The 21282-nt window shown below is 45.7% G+C and carries 10 protein-coding genes and 2 pseudogenes; 8 read left to right on the top strand and 4 right to left on the bottom strand.

Features of this window, described 5'->3' with window-relative positions; genetic code table 11:
* The first annotated feature begins 38 nt into the window (after positions 1–38).
* The gene (locus tag NDI33_RS14230; RefSeq protein ID WP_190678959.1) at positions 39–2330 is read left to right on the top strand and encodes a nitrate reductase; all 2292 of its coding nucleotides are present in this window, start codon (positions 39–41) and stop codon (positions 2328–2330) included.
* Positions 2331–2603: 273 nt separating this feature from the next.
* Here the strand turns inward: NDI33_RS14230 and NDI33_RS14235 are convergent, their stop codons facing one another.
* The gene (locus NDI33_RS14235) at positions 2604–3545 is read right to left on the bottom strand and encodes a DUF5996 family protein (RefSeq protein ID WP_190678961.1); all 942 of its coding nucleotides are present in this window, start codon (positions 3543–3545) and stop codon (positions 2604–2606) included.
* A 159-nt stretch (positions 3546–3704) separates the two neighbouring features.
* Between NDI33_RS14235 and NDI33_RS14240 the strand changes: the two are divergent.
* From NDI33_RS14240 to NDI33_RS14250, 3 genes and pseudogenes are all read left to right on the top strand, one after another.
* Positions 3705–3860: pseudogene (locus tag NDI33_RS14240) on the top strand (DUF4351 domain-containing protein).
* 13 nt (positions 3861–3873) lie between these two features.
* Positions 3874–4713, top strand: a complete 840-nt coding sequence (locus NDI33_RS14245) for a M28 family peptidase (protein ID WP_190678963.1) — start codon at positions 3874–3876, stop codon at positions 4711–4713.
* 73 nt (positions 4714–4786) lie between these two features.
* Positions 4787–5377 (top strand): metalloregulator ArsR/SmtB family transcription factor, encoded by a 591-nt coding sequence (locus NDI33_RS14250; RefSeq protein ID WP_190678965.1) that lies wholly within the window; start codon positions 4787–4789, stop codon positions 5375–5377.
* Positions 5378–5420: 43 nt separating this feature from the next.
* On the opposite strand, the gene NDI33_RS14255 is transcribed toward NDI33_RS14250, so the two are convergent.
* Both NDI33_RS14255 and NDI33_RS14260 read right to left on the bottom strand, forming a co-directional pair.
* Entirely contained in the window at positions 5421–7403 is a 1983-nt protein-coding gene (locus NDI33_RS14255; protein ID WP_190678967.1) for an alpha-amylase family glycosyl hydrolase, read from the bottom strand.
* A gap of 129 nt (positions 7404–7532) precedes the next feature.
* The gene (locus NDI33_RS14260; RefSeq protein ID WP_190678969.1) at positions 7533–8462 is read right to left on the bottom strand and encodes a ribonuclease D; all 930 of its coding nucleotides are present in this window, start codon (positions 8460–8462) and stop codon (positions 7533–7535) included.
* 248 nt (positions 8463–8710) lie between these two features.
* On the opposite strand from NDI33_RS14260, the gene NDI33_RS14265 reads away from it, so the two are divergent.
* The 4 genes from NDI33_RS14265 (at position 8711) to NDI33_RS14280 (ending at position 21188) form a co-directional block, all read left to right on the top strand.
* Positions 8711–12439 carry a hydantoinase B/oxoprolinase family protein gene (locus NDI33_RS14265; protein ID WP_190678971.1) on the top strand — a complete coding sequence of 1243 codons (3729 nt, stop codon included), beginning with the start codon at positions 8711–8713 and terminating at the stop codon, positions 12437–12439.
* A 720-nt stretch (positions 12440–13159) separates the two neighbouring features.
* Positions 13160–17866, top strand: a complete 4707-nt coding sequence (locus NDI33_RS14270) for an MHYT domain-containing protein (RefSeq protein WP_190678979.1) — start codon at positions 13160–13162, stop codon at positions 17864–17866.
* 272 nt (positions 17867–18138) lie between these two features.
* Positions 18139–19953 (top strand): GGDEF domain-containing response regulator, encoded by a 1815-nt coding sequence (locus tag NDI33_RS14275; protein ID WP_190678981.1) that lies wholly within the window; start codon positions 18139–18141, stop codon positions 19951–19953.
* A 167-nt stretch (positions 19954–20120) separates the two neighbouring features.
* Complete coding sequence (locus tag NDI33_RS14280; protein WP_190678983.1) at positions 20121–21188, top strand: response regulator; 1068 nt, start codon at positions 20121–20123, stop codon at positions 21186–21188.
* On the opposite strand, the pseudogene NDI33_RS14285 reads toward NDI33_RS14280, so the two are convergent.
* Positions 21177–21282 (bottom strand): annotated as a pseudogene (locus NDI33_RS14285) (IS1 family transposase); the annotation flags it as partial. The gene NDI33_RS14280 and the pseudogene NDI33_RS14285 overlap by 12 nt on opposite strands.

The raw sequence follows: 21282 nt of genomic DNA on the forward strand, positions 1-21282 counted from the left end.
CAATTAGCAATTAGCAATTAGCAACGGACGACTGACGAATGACAACTGACAGTACAAAAACCCTTTGCCCTTACTGCGGCGTCGGCTGTGGATTGGAGGTGACACCTCCAGCGCAAGCCGGTAAGCCAACGCATCGGGATGCTCAAGGGAATCCCATCTGGAAAGTGCAGGGCGATCGCGCGCACCCTTCCAGTCACGGGATGGTGTGTGTCAAAGGTGCTACCGTTGCCGAGTCCCTTTCCAAAGACCGCCTTCTCCATCCGATGCTCCGCGACTCCCTGGATGAACCTTTCCGCCGCGCCACCTGGGAGGAAGCCTTGGATCTCGTCGCGAGCAAGATGCAAAACGTTCTGGCAACTCAAGGATCGGACGCCGTGTGTATGTACGGCTCCGGGCAACTGCAAACTGAAGATTACTACGTTGCTCAGAAACTGCTCAAAGGGTGTCTGGGCACGAATAATTTTGATTCCAACTCGCGCTTGTGTATGTCCTCCGCCGTTGCGGGTTATATGCAAAGCTTTGGTTCAGATGGCCCCCCTTGCTGCTACGAAGATTTAGACTTAACCGACTGTGCTTTTATCATCGGCAGCAACACCGCCGATTGCCACCCGATCGTTTTTAACCGCCTGCGGAAACACCACAAAAAAAATTCCCACGTCAAAATGATTGTGGTCGATCCGCGTCGGACGAACACCGCTGAGGCAGCAGATTTGCACTTAGCGATTCGCTCAGGCACCGATATGGATCTACTCAATGGCATCGCTCACCTGCTGATGCGTTGGGGCGCAATTGATACTTATTTCATTGAAGACTGCACGACGAATTTTCCGGCTTTTGCAGAAGTCATCCAGCACTATCCACCGGAAGTGGTCGCCGAACGATGCGGTATTTCCATCTCTGACCTGGAAACAGCAGCTCGATACTGGGCACAGTCGAAGCGCGTGCTGTCTCTGTGGTCGATGGGCGTGAATCAGTCTTCTGAAGGCACTGCCAAGGTGCGAACGATCGTGAATCTGCACCTGATGACGGCTCAGATTGGCAAACCCGGTGCAGGGCCGTTTTCGCTGACGGGTCAACCGAATGCGATGGGCGGTCGGGAAACCGGCGGTCTTTGCCACATTCTGCCCGGATATCGAGTGGTCAAAAATCCCCAACATCGAGCGGAACTTGAAGCGTTTTGGCAACTCCCCGCCGGACAAATTTCGCCCTATCCGGGTCGCACGGCGTGGGACATTATCACGGGTTTGGAAACCGGAGATGTGGGCGTTCTCTGGATTGCCGCTACGAACCCGGCTGTCAGTTTACCTGACTTGGAACGTGCGAAAGCTGCATTGCAGCGATCGCCTTTTACGGTCTATCAAGACGCCTACTACCCCACTGAAACTGCCGCCTTTGCTCACGTTTTGCTCCCGGCGGCGCAGTGGAGCGAGAAAACTGGCACGATGACTAACTCCGAGCGAGTGGTCACGCTGTGTCAGGCATTTCGCACTCCCCCAGGAGAAGCCAAACCCGATTGGCAAATATTTACAGAAGTCGCACGGCGCTTAGGTTTTGCAGACAAATTTCCCTACGAGACGCCAGCCTCCATCTATGCCGAATATGTGAAGTTGACACGCGATCGCGTTTGCGATATGAGCGGTCTCAGTCACGAACGACTGGCGCAAGAAGGTCCGCTTCAGTGGCCCTGTCCCGAGCGTAGTTTTGATACCCCAAATTTGAGTTCTCCGTTAAACTCTTCAACTCAAAACTCAAAATGTGCTACGCACCGCTACGCTAACAAAACTCAAAACTCAAAACGGCTTTACACAGATTTTCGCTTTCCGACGCCGGATGGTCGGGCGCGGTTTGGTGCCTATCATTCGCGGGGACTAGCAGAACCGCCCGATCCTAATTATCCTTTCGTTCTGACGACGGGCAGACTTTACGGACACTGGCACACCCAAACCCGTACCGGACGAATTGATAAAATTCGGCAGATGCACCCGCAGCCATTCATTGAAATTCATCCCCGCGATGCGGCTTCTCTGAAGATTCAGGAGAATGATTGGGTGGAAGTGCGAACCCGTCGAGGCACGGCGCGATTCCCTGCCAGAGTCACCAAGGCGATCGCTCCCGGTGTTACCTTTGTCCCCATGCACTGGGGCGCTCTTTGGGCGGATGGTGCCGAAGCGAACGCCCTCACCCATGCCGAATCTTGTCCCGAATCACTGCAACCGGAACTGAAAGCTTGTGCGGTGCAACTGGTGCCCTTGACTGCTGAAAAAGTTGACTCTGAGTATCTCCTCCACCCCACTCAGTCCAAAGCTTTTTCCTCTGCTTTGTCTGTTTAAAATAACCGCTCAGTTGAGGTTATTTGTTCTCAGTTCTGGTATTTGAAATTCAATTTTTTTAGGTTTAAAAAAGGGTACGGCATTACCGTATCCCTTTTTTTATCAATCACGTCGGTCTGCTCTCCAGTGAGAAGATTGGGGCGAGGTGCTGTCGGATTTCTTCTTTTGTCAATCATTAGATCGCCTGGTGATACCAATTCTCTATGAAGTGACGCGGAAAAAAGCGGAGATAATATCATCCCATATACAAATAGAAGCGATCGCAGACTTGCTTTATTCACTCACTACTGGAGTATCTTCCAACGCAGCTCGCTCCCAATCTCCCAAATTCGCCCCTGCCTCATAAGTGCTTTGTAGGAATTGCAGCACGGCTGTATCTGGATCGTCTGCTTGTCGCACCGCCTCATAGGGCAGGACAAATTCTTGTAGCTCCGGGCTATAGAATGCAGACTGTGGTTGAATTGGATAATCCTTAAATCCTCTTGGTGTTGGGTAGGCGTAGGCATAAAATAAGGCTTCTGTTGAACCACCCCCAAACCAAAAACCACAACTGCTGACTTCATGGGAATAAGCCTCTCGCGTTACCCAATCTGCCATGTTGGGTACACCTCCTGGATGTTCGGGTGCCCTTCGTCCCGAAAAGCGAGTCACAGCCAGATCGAAACTGCCCCAAAAGAAATGGACAGGACTGCACTTTCCGATATAGTGGGAGCGAAATACGGTCATGATGCGATTGGCTTGTACCAGAATTTGCCAGAAGCGTTGAGCAGATTCCGGATTGTAAGCATGATGTTGATGGTCTTGCTCAAATGGGATCGCATCGGCAATTTCTTGGGGCATTGTCCAGATTTGCACTTCGATACCGAGATCCTTCAGGGTGTTCATCACTTCCTGATAAAAATCAGCTACCGAGCGAGGAGCAAGTGCCAGACTTTTGGTTGTACCTTCGCTTGTCTCGATTTTGAGTTGGTGAGCGAGAAAATCAAAGGTAATTTGAAAGCTGCGTGTTCCGTTAGGAATTGGGCCAGAGGTAAGTCCAGGGGTGGTGACATACAGTGTCGAGTGCCACCAATGGTTGATTTTCGGGGCTAATGCTAACCGAATTTTACCAATAATTTGTGTCCACAAATGCAGCGTTTGATAGGTATCTTGCCAAGCTGAGAGTGACAAAGGGAGCCAAACAGCGTTCGATGAGCGGTGAGCGTAAGTCGTCATCAGATGAATCTCCATGCTCAGGATTGGCGGTAGATACTATAAACAGTATCAGGCTTTGAAAAAGATTTGATTAGCCAATTATTTAGAGAGGAGATTATGCAAGGATCGGTAATTTATCAAAATATCCGCCAAAAGTGACAGCAATGAGAAAGGGTAGCATTGATTATGCATCAGCTTACCCGTCGGTTTGGCGCGATCGCTCCCGAACTACAAACTAAAATTCAGCAATTATCCATTCCCCAGTAAGAATATTTGGGCGAGGCGCTGTTGGATTTCTCCTCTGTAAATGATTTGAGCGCTTGGTTAGAAACTTAGGAGCAATAGACAATTGGATTTAAAAGAAAACTTGCGATCTCATCTCACCCAGATAGTACGCGATCGCGACCCTTATCTCGCCAGTTCGGGGCATTTCTACGTCCAGCATTACATCCGCGAACAACTGCAACAATGGGGAACTGTAGAAACCCACGAGTTCAGCATTCGCGGTCAAAACCATCAGAATCTCATTCTGAATCTACCAGCGGCGACAAATAATCAGAAGCCACCGATTCTTATTGGCGCACATTATGACGCTGCACCCGGAACCCCAGGCGCAGATGATAATGCAACGGGTGCCGCCGCGCTATTGGAATTGGCGAGAATTTTCGCAGCAGAACCCGCAAAATACCCGGTGCGATTGGTTGCCTTTGATATGGAAGAATACGGGATGCTAGGGAGTCAGCAATATGCATCTGATTTAAAGCAACAAGGACAATCACTTCGTTTGATGCTTTCCTTAGAAATGCTGGGATATTGCAATTCCGCCCCTGGTTCCCAACGCTATCCCGCTGGATTAGAACGTTTTTACCCAAATCGGGGTGATTACATTGCTTTGATTGGCAATTTACCGAGCATTCCCGATCTAATTCACCTGAGTCGCAACATTCGTAAAGTTGGAGTTCCAAGCGAATGGTTGCCGGTGCCGAATAAAGGTTTAATCGTCAGCTCAACGCGACTGAGCGATCATTCGCCCTTCTGGGATTTAGGCTATAAAGCAATGATGGTGACAGATACAGCATTTATGCGAAATCCCCATTACCATCAACCGAGCGACACAATAGAAACCCTGGATTTAGACTTTCTGACCGGCGTCTGTCGCGGTTTGGCTTCCGGCATTAGCCATCTGTGAAAGATGACTTGCATACTGCAAAACTAATTAGATAAGCTTCTAATTAGATGTGCATCTAATTAGAAGTAAAACGATGGAAAAAGCGGAATTTCAAACCCTGCTACGCTTCTTTAAGGTTCTCGCTGACGAAAGCCGATTAAAGATTTTGGGGATTCTGGCGAATCGGGAATGCAGCGTCGAGGAATTAGCCGCGATTGTGAAACTGAAGGAGCCGACTGTCTCCCATCATTTAAGTAAACTGAAAGAACTCAATTTGGTGAATATGCGACCTGACGGCAATACTCACTTATATCGACTCAATAGCGAGGCGCTGCAAAACTTTAGCAAAGAGATTTTCACTCCAGATAACATGGCTTCTCTCGTCGAAGATGTAGAAGGGGAAGCATGGGAGAGCAAGGTATTGAAGAACTTTTTTGAAGGCAATCGCTTGAAAGAAATTCCTGCCAGTCGCAAAAAACGCCAAGTGATTCTCAAGTGGTTGGCAAACCAATTTGAAATCGGGATTAATTACCCAGAACTTCAGGTGAATGAAATCATCAAGCGCCACCATCCTGACTGCGCCACTCTGCGACGAGAGTTGATAGCCTCTAAACTGATGCGGCGGGAAAATGGTGTGTATTGGCGTTTAGAAACCAGTATTAAGAGACCAGTATTGAGTGAGTAGAGACACGGCAGTGCCGTGCCCCTATCTCTGAGGGTAAATAGGTTTAAACCAGCTCGTAAACCTTAGCTTCCCAGGGGAAGATACCTTCTCTGCCAACCCATTCAGCAGGAACCATTCGATCTTGCGCGATCTCTTTCCACTGTTTACCAGGCGGAGTTGCAGGCCAATTGGGTACTTTATACTCAGAACCGGGAGGAGTCCCATACTCAGAGAAATTTGCTACCACAACTACTAACTGATCGTCTTTACCTCGCTGCCAGACTAGAACCCGCTTGCCTTCATTGAAGTCTGCATGGAGAAAATGAGTGTCGTTGACTGCTAAGGCATTAGAAGTAGTACGAAACTTTACTAGTCGGGCAACATAATTAAAAATACGCTGTCGCCAATCATCAGTTAGACGGCTGTAGTTGACCGGATCGACCTGTTTTTTATGGTCATCTGAAGTTGGCAAGTCATTTTGATCGGCGAATTCATCTCCTGCCAAAATCATCGGAATCCCGACAGCAGTGAGCAAACAAACAAATGCTAGCTTGATGCGCTTTTCTGTATCAAAAACTTGATTATTATTTAGGTAGCTGTAGAAGCGTTCGTTGCCAAAGCCTCCTACATCATGGGAAGTCAGATAATTAACTGCTTGAGAACCATCTGCAAACCCTAAATTACGACAGTCAATGAGTTTGCGGACGCTCCATTCAAAGCTAGGCTCATCAGACGAATTTTGTCCTAGAATGACGCTACGGATAATATGCTTAAACTTTTCGTTCCACAATCCATCGAGACGATTCTGTGAAATTAAAGCGAGAGGTACGCTTAATTCTTCACCGACTACGAGAAATTTATCACCGCTTTTGCTTTGTTCTTGCCAAAGCGATCGCGCATAATCTTTGAATTCCTGCAAAAAGTCATAATTGCCGATATTGTTGACGCTATCGAGGCGCAAACCATCTACCCGATAGTAATCCATCCAGTGGGCGATGTAGGCTTTCATATATTCGCGGGCAGGAACAAAACGCGATCGCGTACCTGCAAGCGGATGATACCCTTCTACCCAATAGTTGTACTTAAACAAATCACCGCCAAATCCGTCCCGATTTCCTTGTTCTGGATCGCCACTATTAAACTTGATATAAAATTCTACATAATTAACGTTGCGGTAAGGATTGTTGTAAGAAAAAGCCATTACCGCATCAACAAAAAAGCGCACGCCGTGTTGATGGCAAACTTTGATGAGATTGATTGAATCGGTGGAAGCCGTGGGCGCTTCTTGGCTGTCCGGGCGACCTAAGTCATAATCGGCTGCAAAATAATTAGCCGTACCGTAGCCCCAATTATCTGTTTGATCGCTATCAGATGGCGGTAAAAGTTCCAAAGCATTGACACCTAATTCCACCAGATGAGCGCGGTTTTGTAAGGCGCGGACTGAGGAAAAAGTAGGTGCGATCGCTTCTTCCACAAATAGAGAAACTACGTCTCGAAAAGTCCCGTTTCCTTCTTGAATTCCTCCAGTTGAACGAATTCGAGTCCAGCGAGTGGGCAACTCGTAAATCACTAGCCGATTATTCGGTTGTAGGTTTTCTATCGTATCTCCTTCCCAGTCCGCTGTTTGCCCCTTCGGATCGCACGGAACCAGCATTTTATCTCGGTAGAGGATGACGCTAGCTGGATCTAGGTCGGACATTCCCTCTTCTGAAAGGATTTTCGGTGCAGAGAAACGCCGATCCACCGTGTAAGCGGTAGGATCGGTGCAGTAGAGAATTCGATGGGTGTTGGTGTAGGCGTCAGTGTCGCGGACTTTAAACCAGTAAAAATAAACCTCTCCGTCTGTTAAATTGCAGTTTTCCGCTGGTATTTCCCAAAGTTCTGGAAAATCTGTTGATTGGATTAAGTCTAATTCTTGAAAATTTTCAAATGAGCTTGGATTATCTCCAGCGAAGTCGCCGATGTAAAGCGTTGGAGGGGGTTGAATATCTCCTGGACGCCACAAAACGAAATGTGTCTGTTTGCGATGCAATAAATCAGGAAGCATTACAGAAACCCCTTGAATACGAAGGTTAGCTACGAGCTTTTACACACGAGAACAGACTGCTATTCCAGATAAAAGGTGAATCCCAAGACTGGAAGAAAGAGATAGTTACTTGAATTAACAGAATATTCCTTAAAATGGAATCCCATCATCCTCTTCATCTTCCTGCTCTTTGGGATTCAACCGCCAGATAGTAGTTTTCTCTTCTTCCACGGGAAGTTCCGCGACCAATTCTCCTAAGTCCTTCTGAAGATTTTGGGTTAGCGTTACCGGAAACTCTAAATCAATTCCATGAATTTCCGCTATTCTTGCCAACTGGTTAAACGGAATCTTTTTTGTAGTTCGCTCATAACTGGATAATTGGAAATATTTCGTCTCTGATAGTTCCTGTGCCTGCATTGCGGCTTTGAGCCTATTTTGGATGTGGTCAATTTCGGTATCTAGCAACTTCCATTCCTGCTCAATTTCTCGATAGCGTTGGGCTAGAGCTGTTACATCTTCCTGTTCTGGATCTGGACTACTCAATTGAGTTAATTCCAACAGCCGCTGATGCACGTGAGCCAGATAAATCGGGTCCATTTTTGCATACTGTAGCTGACTTTCTGTCAGCGGTCGCTGTCCCCAGTCGCTGCTTTGTTCGGTTTTGTCTATATTGGGAAAATAGCACAGCTTTTCTGCCAGAGTTCTCAATTGTAAATTTGGTACTGGCAATAAATAGTAAGGAATTGATTTGGCAATTTCTAAGGTGCAACTTACATTTTTAGCTTTGGTTTTACCTAATAACTTCAGATCGTAGCTAGAATTGTGGAAGACCTTTTCAATTGCAGGATTAACCATGATTTCTTTAATAAAGATTTCTGCAATTTCAGGATTATCTAAAACATCTAAAATGCAAACGCTATCTCCGCTTACATCGGTAAAGTCATCTAATATTTGAATTAAAGAGAGTTTAGGCTTGCGAGTATTATAATCGGCAACTTCCGTATCTAAGTACAAAAGCTGGCGTTTTGAATATTCATCAATTAGAACTTTAGCTTTCTCTGTTTCTGTGAAGTAAAGCATTCTCTAAAACATCCTTTTTGTAAATAAAAGTTAAATAAAAGGTTAGATTATTCATTTTACTTTTAGAAGTTACAGCAATTAATATTGACAAATTTTCCTGCTACAAAAGCTATTTTTATATCAAAAAATATGTTTATTAAAATAGGTTGGATGTTTTTAAACTAAAACCGGACAAACTAGCAACGGTATTTATAATAAGAATTAATTAGAAAGATTTTATCATCAACATCGCGCAATTATTTTTTATTATGCATTCCAATCTACCTTCCGACGTAAATAACCGCTGGCAATTCTGGATCGATCGGGGTGGTACGTTTACTGATATTGTGGCGCGGCGTCCGGATGGACAACTGGTGATTCATAAGCTGCTGTCGGAGAATCCCGAACGGTATACTGACGCGCCGATACAGGGAATTCGGGACATTTTGGGAATTGCGGCAGATGCACCTATTCCATCGGAACAGATTGCAGTTGTCAAGATGGGAACCACTGTGGCGACGAATGCGCTACTGGAACGCAAGGGCGATCGCACTCTTCTGGTCATTACTCAGGGATTTCGAGATGCCCTTCGCATCGGCTACCAAAATCGCCCCGATATCTTCGCCCGTCACATTGTATTGCCAGAGATGCTCTACGAGCGAGTGATTGAGGTCGAGGAACGCTACAGCGCCCAAGGCGAAGAATTAATCCCCGTAGAAACAGGATATATCGCATCTCTACAAGAAGCGTACAACGACGGGATTCGCTCCTGTGCCATTGTCTTCATGCACGGCTATCGCTATCCCGAACACGAGAAACAAATAGCAGATGCAGCGCGGAAAATTGGATTTACCCAAGTCTCGGTATCGCACGAAGTTAGCCCGTTGATGAAGTTGGTGAGTCGCGGTGATACTACCGTTGTTGATGCTTATTTATCGCCTATTTTACGGCGTTATGTAGATCGAGTTGCCAGTCAGCTAGCCAGTTTGGAATCGGAATTTTCAACTCAAAACTCTCCCCAGTTGATGTTCATGCAATCCAACGGTGGACTTGCCGATGCCCAACAGTTTCAAGGGAAAGACAGTATTTTATCTGGCCCTGCTGGGGGCATCGTCGGCGCGGTACAGACAAGCTTGATGGCGGGATTCGACAAAATTATCAGCTTTGATATGGGCGGAACTTCTACGGATGTCGCCCACTATAACGGCGAATACGAACGCACCTTTGAAACGGAAGTTGCCGGAGTGCGGCTGCGGACGCCGATGATGGCAATTCATACGGTTGCTGCTGGTGGCGGTTCGATTCTCTTTTTTGATGGGGCGAGGTATCGCGTGGGACCCGAATCAGCGGGGGCAAATCCGGGTCCCGCTGCCTATGGAAAAGGCGGTTCGCTGACGGTGACGGATTGCAATGTGATGGTGGGCAAGTTGCAACCGAAGTTTTTCCCGAAATTGTTTGGATCGAACGGAGATTTGCCGCTAGATGCAGAAGTAGTGCGGCAAAAGTTTAATGAACTGGCGGCAGAAATTGGGGACAATCGGACGCCGGAACAAGTGGCGGCTGGATTTCTCGCGATCGCAGTTGAAACAATGGCAAGTGCAATTAAAAAAATCTCTCTCCAGCGCGGTTATGACGTTTCGGAATATACTTTGTGCTGCTTTGGGGGCGCGGGGGGACAACACGCTTGTCTGATTGCCGATGCGTTGGGGATGAAGCAGGTGTTTCTTCATCCCTACGCTGGTGTGTTATCGGCTTATGGTATGGGTTTGGCAGATATGCGGGTGCTGCGAGAACGGGCGGTGGAGGCGCATCTGAGTGAGGAGTTAGTGCTGAGTTTGGAGGGGATGTTAAGCCAGTTGGCAAGGGAGGGGGAGGAGGAAACGAACCGCCACGACGCCAAGGACGCAGAGGAAAGACAGGAAGAAGAGAGAAGGGAGGATGTTGAGATTGAGGTTTTTCGGAAGGTGCATTTACGGTATGAGGGGACTGATTCGGCGCTGATTGTAGATTTTGGGGATACGGCGGCGATGAGGGGGTGGTTTGAGGAGTTGCACCGGCAGCGTTACGGCTTTGTTGTGGAAGATAAAAGGCTGATTGTAGAGGCAGTTTCAGTTGAGGTGGTGGCGAAGACGGAGAGAGTAGAGGAAGCAGTCATTCAGCGTCGCAGTGATGAACTTCCCTCGCCGGTGGCAACTGTACAGATGTATGCGGCGGATCGGTGGCACGAGACGCCAGTGTATAAGCGAGAGGATTTGCAACCCGGAGACTGGATTTCTAGCCCTGCTATCATTGCCGATGCGACGGGTACGAATGTCATTGAACCCGGTTGGCAAGCACAGCTAAGCGATCGCAATCATCTGATTTTGCAGCGTTCGGCAGATTTACAATTCTCAATCCAAAATCCAGAATCCAGCATCTTAAATCGTCCCGATCCGGTGATGCTGGAGATTTTCAATAATTTGTTTCGCGCGATCGCCGAACAAATGGGTATCACTCTGCAAAATACCAGTTCCTCAGTCAACATCAAAGAACGCTTAGATTTCTCCTGTGCAATTTTTGACCAACACGGGCAGTTAGTCGCCAACGCCCCCCATATTCCCGTACATTTGGGTTCCATGAGTGAAAGCGTCAAAAGTTTAATTGACGCCTGTGGCGACACGATTCAACCCGGAGATGTCTTTGCCTCAAATAATCCCTACAACGGCGGTACGCACCTACCCGATATCACTGTAATTACCCCTGTATTTGCTTCCTCTCCAGACGCAATAAATCGCGTTACAATCTCCCCTCCTACGCTTCCCCTCTTCTACGTTGCCTCGCGGGGACATCATGCAGATATTGGGGGGATTACCCCAGGTTCCATGCCTCCAAACAGCACCACAGTAGAACAAGAAGGAGTGCTACTTGATAATTTCCAACTAGGAGAGGGAGGACATTTTCGAGAAAAAGAATTGCTGGAACTGCTGGCATCCAGCGCTTATCCAGCCCGAAATCCCAGTAAAAATATTGCAGATTTGCAAGCACAAATTGCGGCGAACGAACGCGGCGTGCAGGAACTCCACAAGATGATGGAGCATTATGGTTTAGAGACTGTGCAAGCGTATATGGGCTTTGTACAGGACAATGCGGAAGAGTCGGTACGTCGGGTTATCGAAGTTCTCAAAGATGGCAGTTTCACCTGTCCTCTGGATAATGGCAGCGCGATCGCAGTTACCATCACCATCAACAAATCGACTCGCAGCGCCAAAATAGATTTTACCGGCACTTCTCCTCAGCAACCGAGTAATTTAAACGCACCAGCAGCCGTGTGCAAGGCAGCAGTATTGTATGTCTTCCGCACTTTAGTGAATGACAATATTCCCCTCAATGCGGGTTGTCTCAAACCTTTGGAAATTATTATTCCCGAAGGCTGTATGTTAAATCCGCGTTATCCTGCTGCTGTGGTGGCGGGAAATGTAGAGACTTCGCAAAACATTACCGATGCTTTGTATGGGGCGCTGGGGGTGATGGCAGCTTCCCAAGGAACGATGAATAATTTCACCTTTGGAAGCGATCGCTATCAATATTACGAAACCATCTGTGGCGGTTCCGGCGCTGGCGCTGACTTCGACGGCACCGACGCCGTACAAACTCACATGACAAACTCCCGTCTTACCGACCCAGAAGTATTGGAATGGCGATTTCCTGTCCTTTTAGAAAGTTTTGCGATTCGTCCCAATAGCGGCGGGAATGGACATCATCATGGAGGGAATGGTGTTATCCGTCGCCTGCGTTTTCTTGAACCCATGACTGCTGGAATTTTATCAAGTCGTCGTGTCATTTCTCCCTTTGGTTTGCATGGTGGTGAAGCGGGTGCAGTCGGGAAAAATTATGTGCAGCGTACTGATGAAACTATAGAGGAATTAGGCGGTACAGGGGTTGTAGAAATGCAGCGTGACGATGTATTTGTTATCGAAACACCAGGAGGTGGAGGTTATGGAATTGCCAAGAATCTGTAACCTAATAATTGATACATGATAAAAGCGCGATCGCAACCCTTGACCTTTGATAGATGATTATATTCGACCCAAACAGCAAGTAGGAAAAGTAGGAAAAGTAGGGAATTATACTTAGTAATTTATTTGCTTGAGTTGGAAAAACTGCTGAAATCCTTTGTTTGCGCGGCTTGTAAACGAATCGCTTAAAGCAATAAGGTTAGCGCCTATCTGTAAGTGATTCTTAATAAGGCATATTTAATTAAAGAATGCTAGTTTAGGTAGTTGACAGAACTTTATACTGCCTCCATCCGACGCTTTAGTTGAAGTAGTATCTTATGAAATCAAAAAAATCAAGTACAAACTTACGGATTTTAAAGCAAATTCTCAAAAAAATTTAATTGTCCGATTCGGGCAATGTTTACTGATTCGTCTAAACACAGAGGAAGTTCTTTCTTTAGGCAGGCTAATTCGATACGATGTACACAGAGGTTCCCCTAAATCTCATTTTCCAAGGGGAACTTTGACTATATTTCCCCTCCTTTTTCTACCGTTTTGTAGCAGCGCGAATGCGATAGGCTATGCCTGCCATTATGCGGGGGTTGGTAGGAATCGAAACGGGACTTGTAAGTTCAAAAAAACTCGTGGGGCGAGATTAAGGAAGCCATTCACAAATGCATTCCTTTCGCTGAAAAACTTTTTTATATCGATTGATTTTTAGAAATCCGCGACATTGAAAAAGATATGCATAGCGCAATGGCTGGCACTTATAACCTAGGTTTGGTAATCCTTTCTTTTGCGATCGCGGTAATAGCTTCTTACACAGCCCTAGACTTAGCCGGACGAGTGCGGTCTGCTGTGGAACGGGGACGATGGCGCTGGCTTCTGGGTGGAGCAGGGGCAATGGGAACCGGAATTTGGTCAATGCACTTCATTGCCATGCTGGCTTTCCAATTGCCACAGGCTGTCAATTACGATGTGTGGATTACCCTGTTCTCCCTGATGTGCGCGATTCTTGCCTCAAGCATTGCTTTGTGGCTGCTGAGTCGCGCTGTTTCAATCCCGCTGGTCATCGGCGGCGGGGTTTGTATGGGAATTGCCATTGCATGGATGCACTACACAGGGATGGCAGCCATGCAAGTCCAGGCGACGATTGAGTATGACTGGAGATTGGTGAGCCTATCGGTAGCGATCGCTATCATTGCTTCTTTTGCCGCGCTTTGGCTGGCATTTCGGCTACAAGAGCAATCCTTAAAAGGTCTGCTGTGGCAGAAATTCGGCAGCGCTCTCCTGATGGGAATTGCCATCAGTGGGATGCACTACACGGGAATGTGGGCGACTCACTTTACTCCTCACAAAGTCTTTCCACTAGAGCCGTCTCCCCCCATCACTCAGTCTTGGTTGGCGATCGCTATCGGGATTGCTACCTTGTTCATTTTGAGCCTAGCCCTATTAACCTCTCTATTCGATCGGCGTTTAACAGCGCAGTTAGTTCGACAGCAAGCGTTACAGGAAAGTGAGAACCGCTTTCGGATGCTGATCCGAGAAATGCAGGTAGGAGTATTACTGCTCAATGCTAATGCCGAAATTCTCACCTACAATCAAGCTGCGATTAATCTGCTCAATCTCAACTCAGAGGATTTATCGCATCAGGTATTTGGTGCAAATTGGCTGTTGCAGCAAGAAGATGGTACACCCTTCCCAACGCCAGAGCTACCCGTGCAGTCCAGCATTGCCCAGCGCCAACCGATTCATAATATTGTCGTGAGAATCGACCATCCTGAGAGCCATAATCAACGATGGCTGCTAGTAAATGCCGACCCGCAACTAGCAGAGGATGGGAGTGTAGAACGAATTGTTTGTACCCTCAGCAATATTACGAACCAAAAGCAAGCGGAAGCCGCACTCCGCCAAAGTGAAGAACGATTTGCTTTAGCGGTAGAAGGAGTTAATGGCGGGATTTGGGATTGGAATATTCCAGCAAATTATGTATATCTGTCGCCTCGCTGGAAAAGTATGTTGGGCTATGAAGACTTAGAAATTCCGAATAGCATCGATACTTTCAACCAAATTCTGCACCCAGAAGACTCAGAGCGAGTGTTAGCGGTGATGCTTGCCTATTTAACTAAGAAAATCCCCAACTACGAGGTAGAGTTTCGGGCATCCCATAAAGATGGCAGCTGGCGCTGGATTCTGACCCGTGGCGTGGCATTGTGGGATGAAACCGGCACAGCCTATCGCATAGCAGGTTCCCATACTGATATTACCGATCGCAAGCAGAGGGAAGAGGCACTGCACTTAATGGTTGAGGGAACAGCTTCTGCAACTGGCAATGAGTTCTTTCGCTCTTGTGTCCGCTATCTCGCCCAAGTTTTGGGAGTCCGCTACGCTGTAGTCGGTCAATTTGCAGATGATACTGAAACTAGAGTGCGAACTTTGGCATTCTGGACGGGTGAGGGCTTTGGCGAAAATTTCGAGTACGACTTGGCGGGTAGTCCTTGCGAAAACGTCTTGAAGGGAACGAGCGGTTTTTATCCATCCGAGGTACAAGAACTTTTTCCTGACTTCCAAGCGTTAGAGAAGTTAGGCGCACAAAGCTACTGGGGAATTCCGTTAAGAGACTCGGCTGGCAATACAATTGGCAATTTGGCGGTGTTGGATGTGCAGCCAATGGCTCACGATCCTGGCAAAGAAATGATTATGAAAATTTTTGTTGCCAGAGCGGGAGCCGAGCTGGAGCGGAACTTAGCGGAGGAATTGCTGACAAAACGAGCAGCGATGGACAGTTGCTTGAGCCGGATTTCTGGGATGCTGATTGACGAAAACTTAGATACTGCGATCGCTTTCACGCTGCAAGCCGTTGGCGAGTTTTTGGGGTGCGATCGCACTTACCTGTTTGATTACTCCGATCGCCAAAACGGCTGGAATATGACCCACGAGTGGTGCAGCTTTGGCATTCAGCCAGCGATCGACCGCTTTCAAGGTTTACCTGTTGAAAATCATCACTGGGTTCACAACCAACTTTTGAGTGGCAAAACGGTTCAATTTCCTGCCGAACGCCCACCCTTAGCCGCCGAACCAACTTTAACAAAACTCCAGTGCATCCAGTCCCGGCTTGCCGTTCCGACGCTTTACGCTGGTACGGTTGTCGGTTTTATGGGTTTGGATGCCATAAGCTCCTCCAAAGTCTGGAGTCAAGAAGAAATTAATTGGCTTAAATTAGTCAACGAATTCATTGCAGTGACTCAGGCACGTCAAGCAGCACAAGCCGCATTACGGGAGAGTGCAGAACGGGAAAAAGCGATCGCTTTCGTGATTCAGCGAATGCGCCAAACCTTAGAAATTGACAAAATTTTTAGCGCTACGACTGAAGAATTACGCCATGCGATTAATTGCGATCGCGTTGGTCTCTATCGTTTCCATCCCGACTGGAGTGGGGATTTTGTATCGGAGTCGGTAGCAGAAGGTTGGAATTTGCTAGTTCCCGAACAAATTCATCAATCTCAGCTGCCCAAGATTGCCGTTAACCAGGTGGGTTGTGCTGGCAAAACTTTGGGAAGTGCAGAGGAGCCAATCCAAGATACTTATTTGCAAGCAAATCAAGGCGGGACTTATCGCCAAGGAACCAGTTATCGTTGTGTCCCAGACATCTACCAGGCTGGATTTGACGCTTGTTACCTAGAACTGTTGGAGCGCTTTCAAGCACGAGCTTATATCATTGTTCCGATTTTCCATAGCAATCAACTGTGGGGCTTGCTAGCAACATACCAAAATTCCGGTTCTCGCCAATGGCAAGAGGCAGAAATCAAGATGGTTGTTCAAATTGGGGCACAGTTAGGCGTTGCGATCCAACAGGCAGAATTGCTAGCGCGAACTCAACAGCAGTCAATTGAATTGATGATCGCCAAGGAAGCCGCTGATGCTGCCAACAGTGCTAAAAGCGAATTTCTTGCCAATATGAGCCACGAACTAAGGACACCCCTCAATGCCATCCTTGGTTTTACCCAATTGATGAGCCTTGATACCTCCCTATCTGCCGAACATCAGAAATACCTGGAGATCATCAGTCGCAGTGGCGATCATCTGCTGGCATTGATTAACGATGTTTTAGAGATGGCTAAAATCGAGGCAGGGCGAGTCACGCTACATGAAAATGACTTTGATCTGTATTGTCTGCTCAATAGTCTCGAACAGATGCTACAACTCAAAGCCACAAGCAAGGGACTCTTGCTTAACTTTGAATGCACGGCTGCTGTCCCCCAGTACGTCAGAACCGACGAAAGTAAGCTGCGTCAGGTCTTGATTAACCTTCTCGGTAATGCCATCAAATTTACTGACAAAGGCAGCGTAACCCTGCGCGTTACAGGGGAGGAAGGAGAGGCGGAAAGCAGGAGTGTCGGGGAACAAGCAGACTCCTCACCTGTGCCTTTTATCCGCCTGCTCTTTGAAGTGGAAGATACTGGCCCCGGTATTGACCCAAATGAATTCGATCGGTTATTTGAAGCTTTTGGACAAACCTCAGTTGGGCTGAAGTCCTGTCAAGGCACGGGTTTGGGTTTACCGATCAGTCAAAAGTTTGTCCAACTGATGGGGGGAGGAGCGATCGCAGTCAGTAGTTATCCAGGTCAGGGAGCCAAATTTACCTTTGAGATTCAGGCAGGTTTGGTTGAGCAGATGGAGATTGAAACATCCCAATCTATCTATAAAAAAGTTATTGGTTTAGCTCCTGACCAACCCATCTATCGTGTTCTAGTTGTAGAGGATAAGCCCACAAATCGTCTCCTCCTAGTTAAGCTTCTTACTTACTTGGGCTTTGAGGTGCAAGAAGCTGAAAATGGTCAAGAAGCTGTGGCAATTTGGGAGAGTTGGGAACCCCATCTAATCTGGATGGATATGCGGATGCCTGTGATGAACGGCTATGAAGCTACCAAAAAAATTAGAGCTTCCTTAAAAGGTGAGGCAACCATAATTATTGCCCTAACTGCCAGCGTTTTTGAAGAAGACAGACAAATTATCTTGTCAGCGGGATGCGATGACTTCGTGCGTAAACCTTTTCGAGAAGAGGAACTACTCTTTAAAATGAATAAATATCTAGGGGTGCAATATCTCTATGAGGAGGAAGCATTACCCACCGAAAGCAGGAAGGAAAATTTACCAGAGACTTCCGATTCTGACATCCCCCTTCAGATTTCCACTATGCCCTCTGAATGGATACAACAGCTACACTATGCAGCTTCCCAAGGCAGCGATTTCTTGCTCCTTCAGCTCCTTCAGGAAATTCCCCCAGAAAATTCGTTTGTTATAAATGCTTTGACCAATTTGGTTGAAAATTTTCAGTTTGAGCAAATTATGGAATTAATTCAATCAACTCAAACACAGCTTACTGGTAAAAACTCACAGCAAACCTCCCTCAATTTTTCGCCTCTTCTATCACATTCCCAACAGGAGTAGGATATTGAAAAATTTTGTTGCAGGATGGCAAATAGGTTTTTTCCCATTGCCTTCCTCTACTCTCACACCTGTGGAAGATGATTGCAGAATGTCTAAGATAAGTGGTTAAATAATATTTAACGCTGCAATCAATTAGTTCAAAACTTTTTAAACCTTTATCATTAACTGCAAACAGGAAATAGAATAAAAATGACTTTTAAATAATATTCTAAACTAACGAATTTTCCAAAATCGATGATGAAAGAATTGAAATAAATAATTTCTCCCTCGTTATGGCAAAAGAAGATATTCTCATCGTTGATGACACCCCAGAAAACTTGCGTTTTCTGTCTGGTCTGCTAATGAAGCAAGGCTATACCATTCGCAAGGCATTAAGCGGGCAAATGGCACTGACAGCGATACAAACTGTTATCCCCGATCTAATTTTGCTTGATATTATGATGCCTGGTATGGATGGTTATGAAGTTTGTGAAAAACTGAAATCCGATCCAAAAACTGCTGCAATTCCTGTAATTTTCTTAAGCGCTCTCAGCGAGGCTTTTGATAAAGTAAAAGCTTTTTCGGTTGGCGGAGCAGATTATGTTGCCAAACCTTTTCAATTTGAAGAAGTTTTAGCTCGTGTTCAAAATCAACTAGAGTTAAGAGCCGCAAAAATCCAAAACCAACAACTGAATGCTCAACTTGAAGAACGAGTGAAAGAGCGGACTTTTCAGCTAGAAGTAGCGAATCAAGAACTGAGGCGAGAAATCAACGAGCGAAAGCTCCTTCAAGAAAAACTCATAAAAATGGCACTTTATGACAATCTCACAGGGTTGCCTAATCGAGTTTTATTTATGGAGCGTCTAGAACAAGCTCTTACACGCACCAAGGAACATTCAGGAGAGGCGTTTGCCGTGTTGTTTCTTGATTGCGATCGCTTTAAAGTAGTCAATGATTCTCTCGGTCATCTTGCCGGTAACGAACTGTTAATTAATTTAGCTCGCCGCTTAGAAAAATTACTCAGTCAACATCATACTTTGGCTCGGTTGGGCGGTGATGAATTTGCGATTATCTTGACAGACGTTGGAAATATCAGCAGTGTACTCCTTATCGCCGATCAAATCCTTCAATCTTTTGCTTCTCCGTTTCAACTAAATAAACAGGAAATTTTCATCAACGCTAGTGTTGGAATTGCTATGAGCAATCCTAATTACGAGCGAGCAGAACATATATTGCGAGATGCAGACATCGCAATGTATCGTGCCAAAACCTTAGGAAAAGGTCAATACCAAATTTTTGACCCAAAGATGCACGATGCTGTGATTCAAGTTTTACAGCTTGAAAATGACTTGCGTAGAGCCATCGAACGACAAGAATTCATTGTCCACTATCAGCCAATTATTGCCCTTGATACCAGCAAAATTGTTGGGTTTGAAGCATTAGTTCGCTGGGATCATTCCCAACGAGGAATGGTATCGCCTGGATTGTTTATTCCTGTAGCAGAAGAAACAGGTTTGATTAACCAACTTGGCAATTGGGTTTTGCGGGAAGCTTGCCATCAGCTTCAGCAATGGTATCAGGAAAAATTGCTCGATCATTCCCTATTTATGAGTGTCAATCTTTCAGCGCGGCAATTTGCTCAGCCAGATTTAATTGAGCAAATTGACCAAATCCTCGCGGAGACCCAACTGAATCCTCAAAATTTAAAGTTAGAAATCACAGAAAGTGTTCTGATGAATAATACTCAATCTGTAAAAGCGATTATGCAGCAACTTCGAGAACGTAAAATTCAGTTATGTATTGATGACTTTGGTACCGGGTATTCTTCCCTGAGTTATTTATATAATTTCCCTGTTGATACTCTCAAAATCGACCGTTCTTTTATTAGTTATTTAGATGAAAAAATAGATAGTTTAGGACTAATTCCGGCGATCATGAAGATTGCTCAAACTCTAAATATGAGTGTAATTGCGGAAGGAATTGAAACGGGCGAACAGCTATCTCAGCTAAGAAACTTAAATTGTGAATTTGGACAGGGATATCTATTTTCCAAACCCGTAGAGGGAAAAAAAGCAACAAACTTAATCGTATCGGATACACAGCAATAATATTTAAGCTAAACGTGTAGTCTATGTTACTAGATATAAGTTTAAATTAAATAAAGATAGTTAATAAAATTGAAATAGCACCTATTTTTTTTCCAAAGATTAACTATTTGGGATGCAGCGATAATCAGCAGGTTGACAATTTTGATACCCTTTTAATTCAAAGCCCAATGGATTCCAAATTAGCAAATACCTTCAAAGCCGATATTCTGATAGTTGATGATACACCAGACAATATTCGATTTTTATCTTCCCTGCTGTTAGATAAAGGATATAACGTTCGTAAATCGATTAATGGTCAAATGGCTTTAACCGCAGTTAAGACACTTCAGCCGGATCTAATATTGTTAGATATTAATATGTCGGGCATGAATGGTTATGAAGTTTGCGAAAGGTTAAAGGAAGATACTGAAACTTCCTCTGTACCTGTAATTTTTTTAAGTGCTTTGGATGATGTTTTAGATAAAGTGAAAGCTTTTCAAGTTGGGGGCGTAGACTATATTACTAAGCCTTTTCAAATTGAGGAGGTTTTGGCGAGGATTCAAAATCAACTAACAATTCAAAGCCTTCAAACTCAGTTGAAAAATCAGAACTCACAACTTCAACAAGCCTTAGGCGATCTCAAGAAGGCTCAAGCACAACTGGTTCAAAAAGAAAAAATGCTTGGGTTGGGTCAATTAGCCGCAGGAATGGCTCACGAAATCAATAATTCTATTGGCTTTATTTCTGGCAATCTCGATCCAGCACGCAAATATATTCAAGACTTGCTAAATCTGGTTCGTATCTATCAACAAGAGTACCCAAAGCCTACTCTTTCCATCCAAAAAGCAATTCAAGAAATCGATCTAGATTTTCTGAATTCAGATATTCAAAACCTTGTAGGCTCAATGCAAACGGGTGTAGAGCGAATCTGCACAATGCTCCTGGCTTTACGCATTTTCTCCCGCCTTAATGAATCAGATATTAAAGCTGTAGACATCCATGAAGGGTTGAATAGCACTTTATTATTGTTGCAGCATCGACTTAGAGGAGAAGGGAAACGCCCGGAGATTCAGGTGATCAAAAAATATGAAGATTTACCCTTAGTTAATTGTTATGCTAGCCAGCTTAACCAGGCCTTTCTTAATATTTTAAATAATGCTATTGATGCTCTAGAATTGAGGATTGGGCAAGAGTTTTCTGAATCTTCCAGTCCAACAATTTGGATTAGTACAGAGTTGGTAGTGCTAAACACGTAATGATGCGTTGTAGTAGTGGATAAAGTACCAGATTGCCCCAATGTGATTCTCCAACGATTTGGAGAAAGACAAGGTTTTTCGCACCAACCGAGAC

Origin of the sequence: Trichocoleus sp. DQ-A1 (assembly GCF_039961955.1) — a bacterium.
GTDB lineage: Bacteria > Cyanobacteriota > Cyanobacteriia > Cyanobacteriales > FACHB-T130 > FACHB-T130.